Source organism: Candidatus Hadarchaeales archaeon, assembly GCA_038736355.1.
In the GTDB taxonomy this organism is placed as follows: Archaea; Hadarchaeota; Hadarchaeia; order Hadarchaeales; family WYZ-LMO6; genus WYZ-LMO6.
Genome location: JAVYML010000003.1, coordinates 255,938 through 274,545, shown reverse-complemented (window position 1 = coordinate 274,545; position 18,608 = coordinate 255,938). Strand labels below are relative to the sequence as shown.

23 protein-coding genes are annotated in these 18,608 nt (G+C 50.8%); 13 read left to right on the top strand and 10 right to left on the bottom strand.

The features are described 5' to 3' along the window. Window positions 1-134: 134 nt before the first annotated feature. From QXG22_06325 to QXG22_06310, 4 genes are all read left to right on the top strand, one after another. Window positions 135-464, top strand: coding sequence for a hypothetical protein (locus QXG22_06325; protein ID MEM0359600.1), 330 nt, complete (start codon window positions 135-137; stop codon window positions 462-464). Window positions 465-478: 14 nt separating this feature from the next. Further along, a complete protein-coding gene (locus tag QXG22_06320; protein ID MEM0359599.1) occupies window positions 479-1,489 on the top strand; it encodes a DUF6114 domain-containing protein in 1,011 nt (336 codons plus the stop codon). Between the two features lie 185 nt (window positions 1,490-1,674). Next, window positions 1,675-2,022 carry a hypothetical protein gene (locus QXG22_06315; protein MEM0359598.1) on the top strand — a complete coding sequence of 116 codons (348 nt, stop codon included), beginning with the start codon at window positions 1,675-1,677 and terminating at the stop codon, window positions 2,020-2,022. Between the two features lie 52 nt (window positions 2,023-2,074). Then, window positions 2,075-2,557: a hypothetical protein gene (locus tag QXG22_06310; protein ID MEM0359597.1), complete on the top strand. Its 483-nt coding sequence runs from the start codon at window positions 2,075-2,077 to the stop codon at window positions 2,555-2,557. On the opposite strand, the gene QXG22_06305 is transcribed toward QXG22_06310, so the two are convergent. After that, window positions 2,554-3,600, bottom strand: a complete 1,047-nt coding sequence (locus tag QXG22_06305; protein MEM0359596.1) for a M42 family metallopeptidase — start codon at window positions 3,598-3,600, stop codon at window positions 2,554-2,556. The two genes, QXG22_06310 and QXG22_06305, sit on opposite strands and share 4 nt — an antisense overlap. Window positions 3,601-3,661: 61 nt before the next feature. On the opposite strand from QXG22_06305, the gene QXG22_06300 reads away from it, so the two are divergent. Together QXG22_06300 and QXG22_06295 are read left to right on the top strand one after the other, a co-directional pair. Then, on the top strand, window positions 3,662-4,405 hold the full coding sequence (locus QXG22_06300; protein ID MEM0359595.1) for a hypothetical protein: 744 nt from the start codon (window positions 3,662-3,664) through the stop codon (window positions 4,403-4,405). After that, window positions 4,402-5,448 (top strand): radical SAM protein, encoded by a 1,047-nt coding sequence (locus tag QXG22_06295; GenBank protein MEM0359594.1) that lies wholly within the window; start codon window positions 4,402-4,404, stop codon window positions 5,446-5,448. The genes QXG22_06300 and QXG22_06295 overlap by 4 nt, the downstream gene beginning before the upstream one ends. Window positions 5,449-5,450: 2 nt before the next feature. Here the strand turns inward: QXG22_06295 and QXG22_06290 are convergent, their stop codons facing one another. Genes QXG22_06290 through QXG22_06280 form a run of 3 tightly spaced genes read right to left on the bottom strand, consistent with a single transcriptional unit; the run spans window position 5,451 to window position 8,215 of the window. Beyond that, window positions 5,451-5,630 (bottom strand): 4Fe-4S binding protein, encoded by a 180-nt coding sequence (locus QXG22_06290; GenBank protein MEM0359593.1) that lies wholly within the window; start codon window positions 5,628-5,630, stop codon window positions 5,451-5,453. A gap of 49 nt (window positions 5,631-5,679) precedes the next feature. Then, a complete protein-coding gene (gene feoB / locus QXG22_06285; GenBank protein MEM0359592.1) occupies window positions 5,680-7,590 on the bottom strand; it encodes a ferrous iron transport protein B in 1,911 nt (636 codons plus the stop codon). 4 nt (window positions 7,591-7,594) lie between these two features. Then, the gene (locus QXG22_06280) at window positions 7,595-8,215 is read right to left on the bottom strand and encodes a metal-dependent transcriptional regulator (GenBank protein MEM0359591.1); all 621 of its coding nucleotides are present in this window, start codon (window positions 8,213-8,215) and stop codon (window positions 7,595-7,597) included. Window positions 8,216-8,311: 96 nt separating this feature from the next. Between QXG22_06280 and QXG22_06275 the strand changes: the two genes are divergently transcribed. Together QXG22_06275 and QXG22_06270 are read left to right on the top strand one after the other, a co-directional pair. After that, window positions 8,312-9,562, top strand: coding sequence for a glycosyltransferase family 4 protein (locus tag QXG22_06275; GenBank protein ID MEM0359590.1), 1,251 nt, complete (start codon window positions 8,312-8,314; stop codon window positions 9,560-9,562). 40 nt (window positions 9,563-9,602) lie between these two features. Next, window positions 9,603-10,763 (top strand): glycosyltransferase family 4 protein, encoded by a 1,161-nt coding sequence (locus QXG22_06270; GenBank protein ID MEM0359589.1) that lies wholly within the window; start codon window positions 9,603-9,605, stop codon window positions 10,761-10,763. Here QXG22_06270 and QXG22_06265 read toward each other — a convergent pair. Genes QXG22_06265 through QXG22_06255 form a run of 3 tightly spaced genes read right to left on the bottom strand, consistent with a single transcriptional unit; the run spans window position 10,760 to window position 12,620 of the window. Continuing rightward, a complete protein-coding gene (locus tag QXG22_06265) occupies window positions 10,760-11,407 on the bottom strand; it encodes an MBL fold metallo-hydrolase (protein ID MEM0359588.1) in 648 nt (215 codons plus the stop codon). The two genes, QXG22_06270 and QXG22_06265, sit on opposite strands and share 4 nt — an antisense overlap. Next, window positions 11,404-11,826 (bottom strand): NUDIX hydrolase, encoded by a 423-nt coding sequence (locus QXG22_06260; protein ID MEM0359587.1) that lies wholly within the window; start codon window positions 11,824-11,826, stop codon window positions 11,404-11,406. Before QXG22_06260 ends, QXG22_06265 begins: the two co-directional genes overlap by 4 nt. After that, window positions 11,823-12,620 (bottom strand): AAA family ATPase, encoded by a 798-nt coding sequence (locus QXG22_06255; GenBank protein MEM0359586.1) that lies wholly within the window; start codon window positions 12,618-12,620, stop codon window positions 11,823-11,825. Before QXG22_06255 ends, QXG22_06260 begins: the two co-directional genes overlap by 4 nt. 147 nt (window positions 12,621-12,767) lie before the next feature. Here QXG22_06255 and nikR point away from each other — a divergent pair, with 147 nt between their 5' ends. Beyond that, window positions 12,768-13,178, top strand: a complete 411-nt coding sequence (nikR, locus tag QXG22_06250; GenBank protein MEM0359585.1) for a nickel-responsive transcriptional regulator NikR — start codon at window positions 12,768-12,770, stop codon at window positions 13,176-13,178. A gap of 1 nt (window position 13,179) precedes the next feature. Here the strand turns inward: nikR and QXG22_06245 are convergent, their stop codons facing one another. Both QXG22_06245 and QXG22_06240 read right to left on the bottom strand, forming a co-directional pair. Then, window positions 13,180-13,302: a hypothetical protein gene (locus QXG22_06245; GenBank protein MEM0359584.1), complete on the bottom strand. Its 123-nt coding sequence runs from the start codon at window positions 13,300-13,302 to the stop codon at window positions 13,180-13,182. A gap of 38 nt (window positions 13,303-13,340) precedes the next feature. Beyond that, the gene (locus QXG22_06240; GenBank protein ID MEM0359583.1) at window positions 13,341-13,862 is read right to left on the bottom strand and encodes a DUF2148 domain-containing protein; all 522 of its coding nucleotides are present in this window, start codon (window positions 13,860-13,862) and stop codon (window positions 13,341-13,343) included. A 59-nt stretch (window positions 13,863-13,921) separates the two neighbouring features. On the opposite strand from QXG22_06240, the gene QXG22_06235 reads away from it, so the two are divergent. The 3 genes from QXG22_06235 to QXG22_06225 are packed head-to-tail and all read left to right on the top strand — an operon-like array spanning window position 13,922 to window position 16,914. After that, on the top strand, window positions 13,922-14,761 hold the full coding sequence (locus tag QXG22_06235) for a presenilin family intramembrane aspartyl protease (protein ID MEM0359582.1): 840 nt from the start codon (window positions 13,922-13,924) through the stop codon (window positions 14,759-14,761). A 43-nt stretch (window positions 14,762-14,804) separates the two neighbouring features. Next, window positions 14,805-15,527 (top strand): formyltransferase family protein, encoded by a 723-nt coding sequence (locus QXG22_06230; GenBank protein ID MEM0359581.1) that lies wholly within the window; start codon window positions 14,805-14,807, stop codon window positions 15,525-15,527. Window position 15,528: 1 nt separating this feature from the next. Next, window positions 15,529-16,914 carry an ATP-grasp domain-containing protein gene (locus QXG22_06225; GenBank protein ID MEM0359580.1) on the top strand — a complete coding sequence of 462 codons (1,386 nt, stop codon included), beginning with the start codon at window positions 15,529-15,531 and terminating at the stop codon, window positions 16,912-16,914. On the opposite strand, the gene QXG22_06220 is transcribed toward QXG22_06225, so the two are convergent. Then, window positions 16,904-17,623, bottom strand: coding sequence for an enoyl-CoA hydratase/isomerase family protein (locus tag QXG22_06220; protein MEM0359579.1), 720 nt, complete (start codon window positions 17,621-17,623; stop codon window positions 16,904-16,906). The genes QXG22_06225 and QXG22_06220 overlap by 11 nt on opposite strands. A gap of 49 nt (window positions 17,624-17,672) precedes the next feature. Between QXG22_06220 and QXG22_06215 the strand changes: the two genes are divergently transcribed. Further along, the gene (locus tag QXG22_06215; protein ID MEM0359578.1) at window positions 17,673-18,605 is read left to right on the top strand and encodes a 3-keto-5-aminohexanoate cleavage protein; all 933 of its coding nucleotides are present in this window, start codon (window positions 17,673-17,675) and stop codon (window positions 18,603-18,605) included. Window positions 18,606-18,608: the final 3 nt, after the last annotated feature.

Genomic DNA, 18,608 nt, shown 5'->3' with positions numbered 1-18,608 from the left:
AATTTTCCCTCCAAATGGACTGTTTTTAAAAATTCCACTGTGTTACGAAATCGTTACACTGTGTATCCTTTTTTTCTTCCTGAAACCATAACTTTATATTAGGGTATCCTGAAAAAGAAAAAAATGGGGGGGAAGTGGAAGAGCTTAGAACGAAAATGGAGAAAGACGAACTCTCGGAATTAATAAGGAAGGAGCTACAACAAAGCCTTTCCGAAGAACTGAAGGGGCTGATAGAGCCCACTTTGAGGCAATCGATCTTGGAGGGACTGGACAAACTCAAGATGGGTGAACTGAAGGCCTCGGTAGTCCAGAGGACGAAGAAGAGGATGGAAGAGAAATTGGAGAAAATGATAGAGGAAACCCTTGAAAAAACGACTCCCCAAGACGTCAGTGGGGCACTCCTCTCGGCACTTGACAGGAGCGTGGAAGAGATAAAGAAGTTGTTGGAAGGAGCCTCCAAATAAAGGGGGGGATCCGGGTGGGAATCCTGGAAGCAACGGAATCTCTCAAAACCCTGTTGAGTGGTGGAACCGATCGCGACGGCGGAATCCCCAGTGTGGAGAAAACATCCGAACCGGGAATAGAAAGTTCCACCGTAGAGGCTTCTCCCTCCTCCCCAGAGGGCCTCCCAACCCCTGAGCACGCTGGGGGAAGGCGTCTCCGCCTTCCCTCCCTTCCCCATCTTCATCTCCCACATCTAGACCTGAAGGAGAAATGGAATTCCGTGGCCATTACAATAGGTATGGGCTTCCTCAATTTCTGGAACAAAAAGCATTTGATCTTTCCCATCCTCCTGGCCGGTTGTGCGATAACCGTTTGGTATCATAACATTACCCATTCCCTCCTTTCCTTCACCCTTGCCGTGACTTTTCTTCTGACCACCCTTCTCTTGGCTTTCATCGGCTTGGTGGTGATGGATTATATCCAAAAGGACTTGGCTTCCACCGGTAGGGTGGTAACTCAAACCCTCATAGGTATTTCCCTCCTCTTAGCCTTCCTCTTCTATCTGGATTTCTCGATAGGGGGATTCTTGCCCGCTCCTCCCCTCATTATCTTGTTGTCTATCATGTGGGCCATCCCCCTCCTCCCATATGTAGTTCTGGCCCTTTTCCTTCCTCCCCTGTTGGGTCATTTACCCAAGCTCAAACCACGTTGGGATTCCTTAAGGGAAAGGTATCCCTTCTGGGCCATTTATTGTGCAGTGTTGGGAGGTCTGGCCATTCTGTATGTGCCTCTAAAGTTCTTCCCCATATACATGTATACCTCTCTTGTTTTCTGGGGAATGTTTTTGGGGAGCTCGTGCTTGGCTATGGCTGCCATCATGCTCATGTTTCCAAGGAGGGAGTCCTGTAAAATAGTGGGTCTTTTCCTAGTAATCATGGCTGCCCTTTCCTGGGTAGGAACGTTGGGAGGAGCCTTTCTGGGCTCCCTCCTATGTGTAGCAGCTGGGGGTCATGCATATGCATGGAGGCCTCTTTCAGGGTCATAGGAAAATTCCTATGACAAAATGAAAAGGAGGGAAGAGAAATGGAAGGGTTCGGGAAAATGGCGGCGGCTGGGCTGGCGTCTGTGGTGGGCGTCGTAGTTTTCTCTGCGGTGACTGGAGTGGGTTTGGCTTTGCCCATGGACGACTTTGAACTCAAAGCAGGCAGTATCGACGGGAGCAATCTCAACATGTACGTGGGCACTATGGACAACTATGGAGGAAAGATCTTCCAGGAATTGGGTAGTGCCACGATCTCCAATCTCCAAATAGTAAAGGAGATGAGCCTGGGCGGCTTGAAGATCAGAGCTATTATAGAAAGTCCACAGGCTGTTTCGACAGGAGTACTGATGAAGTGTGATACCTTCTCAGCCGGAAGCATGAAGGCCACCAACCAGAGAGTGGGTCCCTATGGTGGCAGGAGCTTCGCAGTGACTGCCGACACCATCAAGGTGAATGACGTTAGTGCTTGGGTAACGGAGATGGTAGTGGGCTCCCTAGACCTCGGCAACATGGTGGTGAGGCTTGAGACGTCCTAAAAACAGACGCCAGCCTTTCTCTTTTTTCAAGCTTGGGATAGTGGTAAGTGTATTGCTCTTGCTTTCTCTTTCCCTAGCTCTCCCCCTTTCAGGCAATTCCCCCAAAACCTTCGAGATCTGGGCTCTCTATTCCTATACTTACAGCGAACTCCATATGGTAGGCTATGAAAACGAAAATGTTACGGTAATCACTTCCCCTTCCATTCGCTTTGAAAACGTAAGGATATATGTGAACGGTATGTGGATGGAATTGAAAGAGGTTGATGCAGAGAACTTCTATCTCAAAGCAAAGTACATGAAAACGGATATCCTAGTCTTGAACTTGCTACCCTTGAGCCAAATCATAATAAATGGAGCCTACGTAGAGCAGGGAATACCCCTCCTGGGAGGATTGGTGGGCCTCCAAACGGGTGAGAGGGTCAACTCGCACATGTACCCACCCTTAACTTGGTTGGTCCAGATGCGGAATACCTATATTGTGGCTGAGGAACTTAAGCTCAGCTTAGTTTCCGACAACGTCAAGATCAAGCTCTAAAAGTAGTCCTTGGCCGTTTCCAAGGCTCTAGCCACGAGTTCACTTGCGTATTTGAGATCCGAGAGATCCAGAGTTTCCACCCCGGAGTGGAGATAACGGGTAGGAACACTTATCACACCGGTGGGTATGCCAGCCTTCGTGAGGGAAATGGCGGTGGCATCGGTGGTTCCTCCCTTGGCCACATCCAGCTGATAGGGAATTCCGTATTTCTCAGCAGTTTCTGTAAGCCAGTGGAGGACCTTCTCCGAAACGATGATTCCACGTCCGCTGGCGTCTGTAACCGTAATGGAGGGTCCCTTGCCCATTTCCAACGCGGAGTCCTTTTTTTCCATTCCTGGATAATCTCCCGGCAGGGATACATCTAGGGCTATGGCCACGGTTGGTTCTAGACCAAAAGCGGAGGTCCTGGCTCCCTTCAGCCCCACCTCCTCCTGTACGGTCCCCACGGCGTAAACTGTGGAGGTGGTTTTGGTGTTCTTCAGGGCCTCGATCATCACCGCCAGTCCAGCCCTGTTGTCGAAGGCTTTGCCCGTAACCCTTCCGTTGAGGAGAATCCTTACTTGCCGGTCTAAGGCGGCCACGGAGCCTATCCTTATACCCGCCTCCTTCACTTCCGCTTCACTCTTGGCTCCTATGTCTATGAACATGTTTTCTATCTTCACGGGTTTCTTCCTCTCCTCCTCTTCCAACAGATGGGGGGGTTTGGACCCTATTACACCATAGACGGGACCTTTCTTCGTTTTGAAGACCACCCTCTCGTTGAGAAGGCTTTGATCGAACCAACCACCCAAGGGGACGAACCTTATAAACCCCCTTTCATCGATGTGTTTGACCATCAGGCCTATTTCATCCATGTGGGCGGCCAGCATGCAGGAAGGTTCGGAGCCCCTTTTTATCCCTATCAGGTTACCCATGGTATCTCTCCTTATCTCATCCACGAAGGGTTGGAGCTCGGCTTTTACGAGTTCGGCCACTTCTTCCTCCCTACCCGAAACACCCACGGCGTTGGACAGTCTTTCCAAAAGCTCCCCTATTCCGGACATATCTTTTTCTTTTTTCCACAACCTCAAAAAACTTTTTCCTTTTGGCGATGAATTATATGGAATGAAAATTGTCTACAGTGAAGACTTCAAGACAGTTTATTCCTCCGATCCTGCCTCTGCCCCTGGTAGGATGGAGGCCATTCTAAAAGAGCTGAAGGACTTTGAGTTCTTGGAGCCCGAGCGAGCTAGGGAGGAGGATATCCTCCTCGTTCACACACCCTCTCATCTTGAAAGGGTGAAGGCCATACCTTCAGTTTATTCCTTGGCCCTTTTGGCAGCCGGAGGGGCCTTGAAAGCCTCTGCTTTGGCTTTTCAGGGTGAACCCTCCTTTGCCCTCATCAGACCTCCGGGTCATCATGCTGGACCAAACAGTTTTTGGGGTTTCTGTTATTTCAACAACTTGGCCCTTTCCCTTCAAAAGTTACTGGTGACAGGCAAAATAGAAAAAGCCGTGATCGTAGACTTCGATCTTCATTATGGGGACGGTACGGCCGCCATCTTTTCCGGTTCCAAGAAGGTCTTCTACCATCACGCTGAGGGAAGTAGGGAAGACATTTTGCACGGCATAGCCTCTTTTCTAGCCAAAAGGGATTACGATTTGGTAGGGGTTTCCGCGGGCTTCGACAATCATGAAGAAGATTGGGGCGGAACCCTCACCACCTCAGACTACCGAGAAATCGGTAGGATGATAAGGGAAGCGGCCGAAGAAAAGTGCGGGGGAAAAAGGTACGGGGTGCTGGAGGGAGGGTACAACCATTCGGTGTTGGGGAAGAACGTCAGGGCTTTCCTGGAGGGTTTCAAATGAAGCAATGGAAAGAACCCAAGGGTTTTCGCCATGAGCTTGGCCCCATCCGTCCGCCTTCAGAAGGGGGAAGTTGTTCTCTCCTTTTGAGGGTGGTGAGGAATTGTCCTTGGTCCCTTTGCAAGTTTTGTTATGGTAAACCCTATGGCAGGGGGAAATTTTCTTTGAGGACGGTGGAGGAGGTGAAGGAGGAAATACTTAGCATGGAGAAAATGGTGGAGATGCTGGAGAGGGGGAAGATATGGGAGGGGTTTTCTTTAGAGAACGGAGATGGTCTGCACAACTTCCTTATGTGGTTTTTCTCGGGGAGTAGGACGGTTTTCCTCCAGGATGCAGACGTTCTATTCATGCCTACCCCAAAGCTGGTGGAAATCCTGGAGGAAGTGAGGAAAAGGTTGGGGGAGATGGAAAGGATCACTTGTTACACGAGGGGGAGAACCCTCTTCAAGAAGAAGGTGGAAGAGTTGAGGACCCTCAGGGAGGCGGGACTCTCCAGGCTTCATGTGGGACTGGAGAGCGGGGATGAAGAGGTGCTCAGGAGGATGAACAAAGGATTGACCCCCCAGGAAATGGTGGAAGGTGGGAGGAAGGCGAAAGAGGCTGGACTGGAGCTTTCCCTCTACTACATCCTGGGATTGGGAGGACAGGACGGATGGAAAGAACACGCTAGGAACACGGCGAGGGTTCTCAACGAGGTGAATCCCGAATTCGTGAGGGTAAGGAGACTAGTCCCCCTCAAGGGTACCCCCCTCTTCGAGGAATGGAGGAGAGGAGACTTCAGGCTTCAAACCCCCCATGGGGAGTTAAGGGAACTGAAACTCCTGGTGGAAGAGCTGGAGTTTACTGGTAGACTTTGTTTTGACCACTTTGCCAATCCCTTTTATCTAACTTCCGCCGGCCCCCGTTGGATCTTTGACCAGAGCTATGAGGGCTATCGCTTTCCTGGAGAGAAGGACGAGGTGCTGAAAAAGATAGAAGAAGGATTGGAGAGGGAGGAAGCTCTCTACGTTAGCTCGGCAAGTTTGTCAGCGTTGGAGACCCTCTGACTTCATTCTGGGAAGGTGATGGCGCCTGTGGTGCAGACGGCCTCACAAGCCCGGCAATCCACGCAGTCCTCGGGTTTCGCTACCTTGGCTTTCTTGTTATTCACTTCCAACACGTTCACGGGGCAGGCGTTGACGCATTCCCCGCAACCAGTGCACTTTTCGGTGTCTATCTTGGGCGGCATCCTTTTTCGTAATTCCTGTTGTATTTAAACTTTATCCGAGGGTGGAGAGCTAAATACCCCCTAGCAGGAGAAGCCTATACATTATTCCCCCCAGCCAGAGCGCGAAGAGGATTTCCGCTGTTGCAATGTACAGGGCTCTCCTCCATCCCGCCTCTCTGATTAGGGCCGCCAGGGTAGCCACACACGGGAAGTAAAACATGGTCACGGTGGCGAAGACGATCATCTGGACATGGGTAAGATGGAGGGAGAGATCTTGTCCGAGCAGCATGGTGAGCATGATGAGGGTGAGCTCCTTCCTCAGGATGCCGAAGAAGAGGGCTACCCCTGCCACTGCTGGAAGACCCAACCAGCCTACCGTGAGTGGCTTTAGGAAATCCGAAAGGGGATTCAAGAGGCCACCCATCCTCAGGGCCGTTAGGATTAAACTACCCCCCACGATGAAGGGAAAGGCCACATAGATGAAATCCTTGGTCCGGTTCCAGCTCTGACGGAGTACGGTTGATAGATGGGGTTTGCGGTAGGGCGGTATTTCCATGATCAGTCCCATGGGCTCACCGGGCAGGATCTTGAAGGCCAGCCTACCCAAGAGGAAAAGCACCGCCAGATCCAGCAGGTAGAGCCCGATGGCCCAGCCTATTCCCACGAATTTTCCCACCAGCCCAAGAATCACCACCGTCCTGGCTGCACAGGGCACCAAGGTGGAGAGGAAAACGGAGAGCAGTTTTTCCCTCTCCGTTTCCATGATTCTGCATCCCAAGCAAGCCGGGACGTTGCAGCCATATCCCAACAGGATGGGAATGAAGGCCTTTCCATGTATTCCCAGCCTGTGCATCAAACCGTCCATCAAGAAGGCACCTCTGGCGAGGTATCCAGAGTCTTCGAGCAGGGTAAGGAGGATGTAGAAGGGTAGCACGAAGGGGAGGACGATGGTCAAGCCCGCCACCATTCCCTCCACCACTCCCTCCCCGACCAAGCTTCCAAACCTCTCCGAGGTCCATTTCACCATCGGCCTGGCGATCCTTTCCAGGCCCCCTTCCAGCATGCTCCCTACCCAAAAAACCGTGAGGAAAAGGGAGAGGAGAATCCCGATCAAAAAGAAATAGCCCAGGATGGGATGGGTGGTGAGTGCATCGAGTCTTTCGGCTGGGAAGGGTTTGGGAGAGATCTTCTGGCTCTTGCTGGCTATCCTGTGGGCTAAACTGTATCTGAGGGAGGTGAGAAGGGTTGAAGCCTCTTCCCCGTAGAGTTCTTCGAGTTCCTTGGAATACTTTTCCGCCACTTCAACCGCGCGTGGAGAAATCCTACCCACCAGCTTTCTGATCTCTTCATCCCCTTCCAGAAGTTTTAGGGCCAACCATCGTGGGGGGTAACCGAAATTCTCCTTTTCCAAGAGGGGGAGAAGGAGATGGATTCTCCTTTCGATCTCCCTTCCATAGGAAGGCTTGAAGGGCTTGAGCTTGATCCTTCCTTCCGCCATCCCCACGGCTTTTTCCAGGAGGGAATGCATCCCCTTTCCCCTCACAGCCACGGTGGGTACCACCGGGACTCCCAGCTGTCTTTCCAGCCGCCTGGGATCCACCTTTATTCCTTTCCTCGCCGCCACATCCATTTGGTTAAGGGCTATCACTATCTTGGGTTCAAGCTCCAACAGCTGAAGGGTGAAGAAGAGGTTTCTCTCGAGGGCGGAAGCATCCACCACGTTTATTACGACATCTGGTTTTTCCTTGGCAATGTATTCTCTGGAAATTCTCTCTTCCAGGGAAAAAGTGGTGAGGGAGTAAATGCCCGGTAAATCTATCATGTCGATGAGCTTTCCTTTGAAGTATAGGGTACCTTCGGCCTTTTCCACGGTTTTCCCCGGCCAATTTCCAATGTGTTGGTGGAGACCGGTGAAGTAATTGAAAATCACCGACTTTCCAACGTTGGCGTTGCCGGCTAGGGCTATCCTGATCTTCTCCATTCCTTCACCCGAGGGGTTTTACGAAGACCCTCGAGGCCAAACCCCTACCCACCGCCAACGTGGTTCCCCTTACCTTCACCAACAAGGGTCCGCGAAAGAGAGCGGACTTCAGGACCTCTACTTCCACTCCGGGAGTAATGCCCATATCGGCCAGGCGACGGCAGGCGGAAGTTCCACCAGAAAGATGGGAGACTATCCCTTTCTGTCCCTCCAGTAAGCCCGTGAGGGGGAGGGAACCTGGTGGTACCCCTTTGGGGAGGAGGCGTTCCGTCTCCATTTTTCGATGGATGGCGGTCTCCACCTCTTCGGGTATATGATGTTCGAGTTCGCAGGCTTTTTCATGGGCCTTGGAGGGGGAAAGGCCCAGGCTGCTCAGGAACCTCTCCATTATCCTGTGTTTTCTCAGGATGCCCCTTCCCGTTTCTTCCCCTTTTTGGGTGAGGATTACCCCCCTGTAGGGATGGTGTTGCAAATATCCTTCCTTAGCTAGTTTTTTGAGCATGAGGGTTGCACTGGAGGGAGCCACCCCCAACTCCTTTGCCACTTTCGTGGTGGTGGTTTTCTCCCCCCTCTCCTTTAGGCGGTAGAGGGCCTCCAGATATTCCTCGGAACTCTCGGTGACCATCTAAAATTTAGGCTCACCTAAAATTTAAATGAAGCGGCGTGTTTTAATTTTAGTAACGCTTAATACCCCTTAGAGTAAGTTATCAGCGGTGGAAGGGTGAGGATCCTGTACTTCTCTTTTGAGTATCCCCCTTTCTTCGTCGGGGGCTTGGGTACGTACGCCTATGAGATGACTAGACGTTTTGCCAGGAGGGGGCACAGCGTAACGGTTTTTGCCAAGAATCCTGGAAACTTACCCACTTCCGATCTGGAGGAAGGAGTGGAGATCCATAGACCTATGACGGTGGATGCAACGGATCTCCTCCCTCTCATCGTCCCGGAAGATGTGAAGCATTGGCCCCTTCATGCCCAGCAATACTTTGCCGATGCCTTCATTTACAACATCCTCTCTTCCACTAAAGTTTGCAACCAGTTGGTGAGGGCCGATCAGAGACAGTTCGACTTGATCGTGGCCCATGATTGGATTTCTGGGATAGCCGGAATTACCTGTAAAAAGGACCTGAAAAAACCCTTCGTTTTCCATCTTCATTCCGTGGAAGAGGGAAGGGTGGGCGATGGTTCCCCCACCATAAAGAACCTGGAGAGGTTGGCTGCAAGAACGGCCGAAGTGGTAGTGACGGTAAGTTATGCCATGAGGGATCATCTCATTTCCTTGGGATACGAGGAGAGGAAAATTCGGGTGATCTACAACGGTGTGGACGAAAAAAAATACGATCCCTCGACGGTAAAAGAGGAGGAAATACTTGAATTCAGGGAGAAGCTAGGGGTGGGCACAGACCCCATGATCCTCTTCATAGGAAGGTTGTCCTGGGTGAAGGGGGCAGACACGCTCGTGAGGGCCATGCCCCTCATCCTAGCGGAGGTGCCGAATGCCAAGTTAGTCATCTTAGGAAAAGGAGAGCAGGAGAAAATGCTGAGGGATCTGATAAGGCAACTCGGGGTGGAGAAGAGCGTGATCACGGAGTTCCAGTACGTGAATGAAAGGGAGAGAATTTTACACTATGCAGCTGCGGACGTGGCAGTCTTCCCCTCCAAGTACGAGCCCTTTGGAATAGTGGCCACAGAAGCCATGAGTATGGGTAAGCCGGTGGTGGTGGGTGCTAAAGGGGTTTCTGGTTTTAGAGAACAGGTGATCCATCAGGGTCCCGAAAGGTGCGGGAGCCATGTGAATCCCGATGATCCCTATGATGTAGCCAAATTTACGATAGAACTCCTCAAGGATGAAAAGCTGAGGAAGGAACTGGGCAAGAATGCTAGGAAGCGCGTGCTGGAGAAGTTTACCTTCGATCAAGCAGCGGATAACACCCTCAAGCTATACGAAGCAGTGTTGCAAAACCATCTTCCCTAACCTTTGCCTATTTTAGCGAAGACTTTAGGAGGTAGTATGGATGAGGGTGGCGATGCTTGCTTGGGAATCCCTGCATTCCATCTGGATAGGGGGATTGGGAGTAGTGGTGAGCAAGCTTTCCGCCGAGCTTTCCAAGAGGGGCCATGAAGTTCACCTCTTTACCAGATGGGTGGAGGGTCAAGAGGAGCACGAGAGACTGGAGGGGGTTTACTACCACAGGTGTAAGTTCGATCCAGGTTTTGATCTCTTTTCCCTCACTAGGAACATGTCCCATGCGATGGTGTCCGCCCTGAAGTGGGTAGAAAGGAGGGAAGGGAGATTTGACCTGGTGCACGGCCATGACTGGCATGTGGTTGAAGCCTTACATCTCCTGAAACAGGAAGGGAGGCGCTTGGTTTTTACCTATCATTCCACCGAATACGGAAGGAACGGAAACAAGTTTGGAGATTGGTGGGAGTTCAGGGAGATTTCAGGAAAGGAGTGGTATGGAGGTTATTTGGCGGACATGGTTACCACCGTTTCCAATTACATGAAAAGGGAGGTTTGCTGGCTATACCATCTTCCAGAAGAAAAAGTGGAGGTGGTACCCAATGCCGTAGATGCGGAGGATTTCGGAGTAGAGGTGAATCCGGAGGAGATAAAGAGGGAGTATGGTCTGTCTTCGGACCCTGTAGTACTCTTTCCTGGTCGCTTGGAGTACCAAAAGGGACCCGATCTCTTGATAGAAGCCATCCCCAAAGTTTTGGAGAAGGGGCAAAGGGTGAGGTTCGTGTTTACTGGTACGGGAAGCATGAGGGAGGAACTGGAGCGTAGGGCGAGGGAACTCGGGGTAGGACACGTTGTTAAGTTCTTGGGATTCTTGCCCTTGAGGAAGTATATCGAAATCCTCAGAGCCAGTGACATCGTCTGTATCCCCAGTCGCAACGAACCCTTTGGCATCGTCTTGCTCGAGGCTTGGGCCGCCGGAAAACCTGTGGTGGCCGCGGGTGTGGGAGGACTGGATGAAAACATGGAAAACCTGGTGGAAGGAATAAAGGTTCAACCCCAGCCAGAGGCCATAGCTTGGGGAATCAACTATCTATTGGACTCGCCTTCTGAGAGGGAAAGGATGGTGAAGAATGCAAGGGAGAAAGTGAGGAATTTCAGTTGGAAGAAATCCGCGGACAAGCTGCTGGAAGTTTACAAGAAGACCTTGGGCTAAAGGAAGTATTCCTTAACGAACTCGAAGTTTCTCCTTATCCTTTCTTCACCTTTCAGGATCCCTCCATGGCCAGGAAGAAGATACTGTAGGTTGAGAACGGAAACCTTTTCTATAGAAGTTGCAAGTTCTTTCGAACTTCCACCAGGAAAATCGGTCCTTCCCACCCCACCTTCGAACACCAGGTCCCCGCAAAGAAGGAGTTTCAATTTGGGGTGATATAGGCTCACACTTCCAGGAGAATGACCGGGTGTATGGAGGACCAAGAGTTCTGTTTCCTCCTCTCCTATTTTGTTTCCCAAGTAAGAGTCCACTTCGAACCTCGGTACTTCCATCCCGAAGTATCTCCCGAATTCTATGCTGAACTTGAGATGTTCTTCTTCCTCCCTGTGGATCATGATTTTGGCTCCAGAAAGTTCTTGAAGGGGACGGTTGGCACCACAATGGTCGGGATGACTGTGTGTGTTTACAATTATTTCTATTTCCTCCGGTTCCAGCCCATCTTCCCTCATTTCCTTCAAACGTCTCTCCAGATACCTAGGATTGCCTGGATCTATGAGGATGGTGGGGTTTCCTTCCACCACATAAACGTTACAATCCCCCAATCCCTTCTCGGGATACCAATATACGTTTTTTACCAGTCTCAACCTTTCACCAGCCAACCCCTTTCCTTTAAAATCCTCCGGGTGGTTTTAGTGAGTTTTTTCTTCCCCAGTTCTTCCCTCCCGAACCATCCCGCATCCAGCACTTCACCCCCCTTCCTCACTTCGGTGGAGAGGGCTTCTCCCAAAAAGCAGACGGTAACGTAATGGTATTGGAGCACTCCCTTTCCATTCTTTTCCAAGATATCGTAGACACCCACCAACCCCTTGAGTCTTATCTTTATTCCCGTCTCTTCCTTCACTTCTCTCACTGCAGCTTTTCTTATTCCTTCACCAACTTCCACCAGTCCTCCAGGTAACGCCCATCTTCCCTTTCCAGGCTCAGAACCCCTCTTTACCAGCAAGATCTTATCTCCCCTTTCCACCAGTACGGAGGCGCCCAGTCTCGGAAAGACCTTCTTCATCTGATCCTTTCCTCCAGCTCCAAGCTGAGCTCCATGAATTTGGAAAAAAGATTCTTTCCTTCCTCAGAATCGAAAACGGATTCTCCGAGTAACTCCGCTCTTGCCACCGCTTCCGTATAGGGAATAACGGCCAGAACGGGCATGCCTTCCTCTTCCAATTTTCTCATCAATCCCTCACTTCCCTCCCTGAACTTGTTGAGCACGGAGAAAATCTTGTTTATCCCCAAATCTTCTCCAAGCTTTTTGATCTGTTTGGCGGTTTCGAGGGATTTTAGACTTGGTTCTACCACCACGATCATTACCTCCGTAGCCTGCGTGGTTCCCCTCCCCAGATGTTCCACTCCCGCTTCCATGTCTAGGACGAGGACTTCGGCCACTCTAGAAAGATACTCAATGAGTCTCCTGGCAAGGGCATTGGCGGGACAGAAACAACCCTGTCCACCCTTCCTGATTTTCCCCACTACCAGTAACTTCACTCCATCCCTGCATTTTATACCGAATCTATCGAGAAGGTCGTCTACCTTGGGGTTGAGTTTGAAGACCAGACCATATCCCTCCGGTGGTGCTCCAGTTCTCTCTTGGATGAGAGAAGACCTCTCCATCAGGGGTATCAGCTTTTCTTTCGCCACTTCTCCCTCCGTTCCCAACGTGAAGAGGAGGTTGGGGGAAGGATCCAAGTCTAGGGCCACCACTTTCTTTCCCCTCCTGCCAAAGGCCCTAGCCAGTCCAGCTGCTATGGTGGTTTTTCCCACCCCTCCCTTCCCTGTTATCGCTATCTTCAGGTTCTCACCCAAGTTTCGGGTTTTGGGAGTTGTAAAAGGTTATCTCTTGAGCCGTTACCAGCCCATCTTTCACGTATCCTACACCCTGGAGGAAACAATTTAAACATTTCTAATTTGGGTCTCCGGTAGGATTAAAGAACCTGAGGCTTAAGGTTGAAGATGGGAGAGAAAATAACTAGGATAAGCATTACCCTTCCCGAGGATCTTTTGCATGAACTAGATCGTTCTCTTAAATCGCAGAACTATGTAAGTCGCTCTGAGGCCATTAGAGATGCCATCAGGGATTTCCTCACCAATTACAAATGGCGCAGCGAATTGGAGGGGGAGCTCTTGGGGGTGGTGGTGATGGTTTACGATCATGAGGTTAGAGGTTTGACGGAAGAGATCCTAGAAATACAGCATAGAAGTGAAGGGATCATCCGTTCTTCCCAACATCTTCACTTAGATGAGAAGAATTGCATGGAAACCCTTTTGGTCAGAGGAACGGCGGGAGAAATAAAAAAATTGGTGGATAGGCTAGGAGCCCTCAGGGGAGTGAAACAGGTTAAGCTTGTAGTGGCAGGCACTTGACTTACTTGATTTTTTTCTTGCTCATCTTTTTGAACTCTTCCCACTCCTTTAGGGCCTCAGCCTTTTTCTTCAAGAGCTTTTCTTCCTCCACGGTGGCGCTTACCTCAGCCCCTCCACACGCCATTGGACCACCTTTTTCTTCTCCCTTTCCTCCATAAGAGGTTATCCCCTATCGAAGAAGGGGTTCTTTCCCGTGGCAGAGAGGGGGAGGGCAATCACCACATCGGCTTCCATTAGTCCGGCTTTCCTGGCGGCCACCCCGGCAGAAAACATCATTCTGTTATCCACATTGAGTAGCGAGGCCGTTTTGGCGGCAGAACCCAGGGCTATACCCAAATTGAGGGCATCCACTACACATATGGGTCCAGCGCATCCCCTCCCCTCTTTCTTACCCTCCTTTCTGATTTCCTCGCAGCTCCTGCCGCAGGCCCCGCAATTTAGGTCCATGGGTTCTCCCACCAGTCCTATGAGCAAAACGGTATTGGCAGTTCTGATGTTTTTGGCATCCCTGCGGAAGAACTCGTATTGATTCGCCATCTCCTCCATCTTCTCCGCCAGTTTTTCTTTTTCGGGAATAGTCAGGATCCTTATCCTGAGGTGATCCCTACCCCTTGCCTTTGGAGCGGTTCTAGCTGAAAGGGCCATGAGTCTGGCCACTTCCAGCAATCCTTCTTTTTCTTCCATCTTTTGTTGTGGGAAAGGAGGTAAAAAACAGTTTTTTTCTTCTAGGCCAAGGATAGAGGATGAAGGCAGCGATAGTTTTGCTCCTTTTCTTTCTGACGGTGCAGTTCTTGGGTTTGATGGTGAGTGACAGATATCTCGAGTTAGTGGAAAAAAAGGAAGCGGAACTCCTTTTTTCCAATCCACAAAGTGTTTGGAATTCTCTCTACCTCTTCGCCGTCCTCCTTCCCCTTACCCTTTTCGTTCTTTTTTTACTGAAGTTCAAGGCCAGATGGTTCAGGATTTTCGAAGTCATGGTGATCTTTTTCTGTTGTTGGCTTACGCTGGATTTACTGATTGGGGCAAAGTTTGGCTGGTTTCCTCTGGGATTTTTCCTCTCCCTTCTGCTAGTGGGATGGAGAATGATTAGACCCAGTCATCTCAACAGGGACCTTGTTCTAATCCTCTCTTCAGCAGGGGTGGGAGCGGTGCTGGGGGTCTCTCTGAGTCCCCTTCCCGGTATCCTACTCCTGGCCCTTTTCTCCGTTTATGATTATTTTTCCGTATTCGTCAGCAAGCACATGGTTTTCATGGCCGAAAGGCTCGTCCCTTCTTCCAGCTCCCTTCTTCTGTCGGTTCCGAAGAATCTTGGAGAATTCCTTGAAGAAGGAAAACCCGTCGGAAGAGGAAAGGGAAAAATTTTCTATCTGGGAGGAGGGGATCTCATCCTGCCCCTCCTTTTCTCGTCCTCCGTTTTTGCCTGTGAAGGCCTTCTTTCCTTCCTTCTCGTCTCCTTCTCCTCCGCCCTTTTCCTCCTCTTCCTTTTGCTCCTCCTTCATAGGAAGCCTGGAAGGATCTTTCCCGGTCTTCCCTTCCTCTCCGCTGGTTGCCTATTGGGATTCTTGCTCTCCGAGTTGCTCTGAGTCCACCGAAATAGATAAGGGAAGGCCCGCGCATTTTTTTAGCATGAAGCCCATCTACGAGCCCAAGGAAGGAAGGAAGATGAAAGTCTTGGTTCTCTTTTCAGGCGGGGCAAGTGCCCTTCCCTTTATGGTGGGAGGAGAAGGCTACGAGGTCATAGGAGGAATTTCTTCCAATAAGAAAGCTCCTGGAATTGCCAAGTTCCAGACCTTTGGGATACCGGTGGAGGTAGTGGATATCTACGACTTCTACGCGGGCAGACCCATCAGGGACATGAAGGTGAGGGAGGAATACGAAAAGGAGCTTCTCTCAGTAATAGAGAGAAGGGGATGGGAGCCGGACATAGTGGCTTGTTCAGGTTACATGTATATCCTCACACCCCTCTTCCTAAGCAGGTTTCCTTACCGTGTTCTGAACGTTCATCCCGCTGATCTTTCCATAGAGGAAGGGGGAAGAAGGAAATATACGGGATTGGGTGCCGTCAGGGCCCAGTTGGAAGCGGGGGAAAAGGTGACGAGGTCTACGGTTCACATCATGATCGAAGAGGCGGATCAGGGCCCCATCCTAGTTATTTCTCCCCCTCTCCCCGTGGAGGGTAGAAGCCCAGAAGAACAGCAGGAGCTCATGAAGGTGAAATGCGATGGTCCTGCTTATAGAGAGGCCCTCAGGCTCCTTTCGCAAGGAAAATTCGCCTTGGACGAGAGGGGAAAAGTTTACGTTAGGACGAATGGTGAATGGAAAGAAGGTTACGTGAGGATGGAGGAATAGAATGCCAGTAGGTGTGCTCGGGGTGAGTTACGGAAGCAGGTTTGCCTGTTTGGCCGATACCCTTTGTCGAAGCTGGCATATGGTCAAGTTGTTCATAGCCGATAGACAAAGGAATCCCTTCAACCTGAAGAAGGCCCAAGAGACGGGAGGAGAACATGTGGTAATTCCCGATTTGAACGTGAGGGATATCGTGAAGTTTGCGAAGAAACATGCGAAGGAAATCTCCTTTGGGATCTTGGGACCGGAAGGACCGGGTATTCAGGGGATAAGGGATGTGTTGGAGAAGGAAACGGGAATAAAGATGATTTGTCCCAGTTTGGAGTACTTCATAGAGAAGAGTAAGGTGAAGCAGAGGAAGTTGCTGGAAGAAGTGGCTCCCGAAGCCAATCCCAGGTTTAAGGTTTTCGATCCCGCCGAGATACCCAAGGAGAAGGTGAAGGAAGAGGTCTATCGCTGGTTGGATGAAGTGGGCGAGAAGGTGGCCGTAAAACCGGATGCCCCGGCCACAGGAAAGGGAGTAGGGGTGTGGGGGGATCATTTCAGGACGAGAGAGGAAATGTTTTACGAGTACTTCCTTCCTTCTTTTTCTAAGGGGCCTGTAATCGTGGAAGAAAAGCTGGAGGGGGAGGAATTTTCTCTCCAGTTCCTTTCGGATGGAGAACATTTGATCCCTACTCCATGCGTAAGGGATTACAAGAGGGCCTTTGACTGGGATCAGGGGCCCAACACGGGAGGGATGGGATCCTATAAGGATGTGGATGAGCTCCTTCCCTTCATGGAGAGAAGGGATTGGGAGCAGGCGATAGAAATAGCCGAACGTCTCCACCGGAGACTCAAGGGAGAGGGAAGGAATCCGAAGTTGATGGGAGTAATGTACATGGGATACATTCTCACACGGGAGGGGGTTAAGGTGCTGGAAGTGAATAGCAGGTGGGGGGATCCAGAGGTAATGAACCTGATGCCTTTGTTGGAGGACGACTTCGTGGAAATCTGTTTTCGCTGTTTGGATGGTGAGCTGAGGGGAATGAGGTTTAAAAGGAGGGCCAGCGTGGTGATCTATGCCGTTCCTTTGGAATACGGGGGTTACAGGAAGTACTCGGGGCCCAGGAGAGTGAAGCTGGAGGAAGCGGAAGCCCTGAAGGCAAAATACGGGGAGGACCTGAGGCTTTATCCCGGTTCTCTGGAAGTCAGGGAAAATGGAGAACTTTGGGCCCTAAGTTCCAGGACCGTGGCTGCCGTGGGGATAGGGGATGATTTGGAAAGGGCTAGGGAGATAGCACTCGAGGCCATAAGGAGAGTGGATGGTCCGCTCAGACATAGGGAAGACATAGCCCTCAGGGAGCATGTGAAAAGGAGCATTGAGCACATGAGGGCCCTTAGGTCTTAAGTTCCCTCAAACATCTGAGTTGCGCTTCTTTGGCCTTTGCCATGTTTGAGTCAAATCCCTCTTCCCAACAGGCCTCCAGTATTCTCTTGGACTCGCGGAGTGGGGTGTGATGTAGGGAGAGAATTCTCTCCACATACAGTTTTATTCCTTCCTCTAGAGAGGGGAAAATCCCATTCACCAATCCCACTTTCTCACCTTCCTCCGCCGTCATCCTTCTTCCGGTCAAGATGAGATCCCTAGCCAGGCCTTCCCCCACTATCCTGGGTAAGAGATAAAGGGCTCCCATGTCTGGAAGGATACCGAATTCCGGTTCCCTTAAGTAGAAGGTGGTTCCTGGAGTGGCAAGTCTCAAATCGGCCGCTAGGGCGAGCTGCATCCCCCCTCCTATGGCATACCTCTGACAAGCCGCTATCACAGGACAGTCCATTCTCCTGAGTTTTGCTATTACCCTTTGGGCAAGGTCTATGATGGGGAGGAGTCTCTCTTCTTCCCAACCAGCCAGTTCTGCTAGCACCGAGGTATCCAGACCTGAGCAAAAGGTGTCCCCCTTCCCCCCCAGAACCAGTACCCTTGGTTTATACTCCTTTACTTCCTCTAGAACCTCGTCCAGTTCCTCCAACATTTGTAAATCGAGCGCGTTCTTCCTTTCCGGTCGATTCAAGTTTATCCTAGAAATCTCTCCGAGCACCACTTCTACTTTTTCAGGCATCTTTTTCCTTTTCCTTAGGAATAAAAAGGTTTGAAAACGAAGAAGAAAGATGGAGAAACTGATCATCACGGTAGCACCTACCGGAGGGGAATACGTTTCCAAGATGCAGACTCCCTACGTCCCATGTACGGTGGAAGAAATCGTGGAAGAAGTGGTTAGGTGCAGAAAGGCTGGTGCATCCGTAGTGCATCTCCATGCCAAGGATCCTGAAACGGGACTTCCCCATCCCAATCCCAACTCCATTTTTCCTGAATACATCAGAAGGATAAGGGAAAGCGAGGCCTCGGATATCATCATCAATCTCACGACTGGAGGGGGAAGGCCTTTGCCTGGTCCTCTCGCTGAAATGCTTGGAAGGAAAGTGGAGATGACCCAGGAAGAATACCGAAGGACCCTGGATAAGGTAATGGAAGAGAGGATGACCTTTGGACAGGAAATGAGTTCTCTAAACATGGGTTCCATCAACTTGTGGGAGGACATGGGTATTCCCTCCCTGAGGGAGGAAATTTTCGAAAATCCTGTGGCCAGGATCGAGAGGTGGGCGGAGTACATGTACAAGAATGGTGTGAAACCTGAACTGGAAATCTATGACACGGGTCAGATCAACACTGCGAAGGTTCTCGTGAGGGAGGGAAAACTGAAAGAGCCACTGCACGTTCAATTCGTGATGATGGGTGGGCTTTCCTGTATGTCCCCCGCTCCAGAGACCCTTCTGTATTGTGTTAAGGCCATACCGGAGAGTTGGACTTGGTCGGTATGCGCTCCGGGAAGGTATGAGATGCCCATGGCGGCTTTGGCCATCATTCTGGGAGGACACGTGAGGGTGGGAATGGAGGACAACATCTATTTGGAAAGGGGGGTCTTGGCCAAGAGCAATGCGGAACTGGTGGAAAAGGTGGTTAGGCTGGCAAGGGAGCTGGGAAGGGAAGTAGCCTCCCCCGATGAGGCCAGAAGGATCCTTGGTCTTAGACCTAGAGCTTGACGT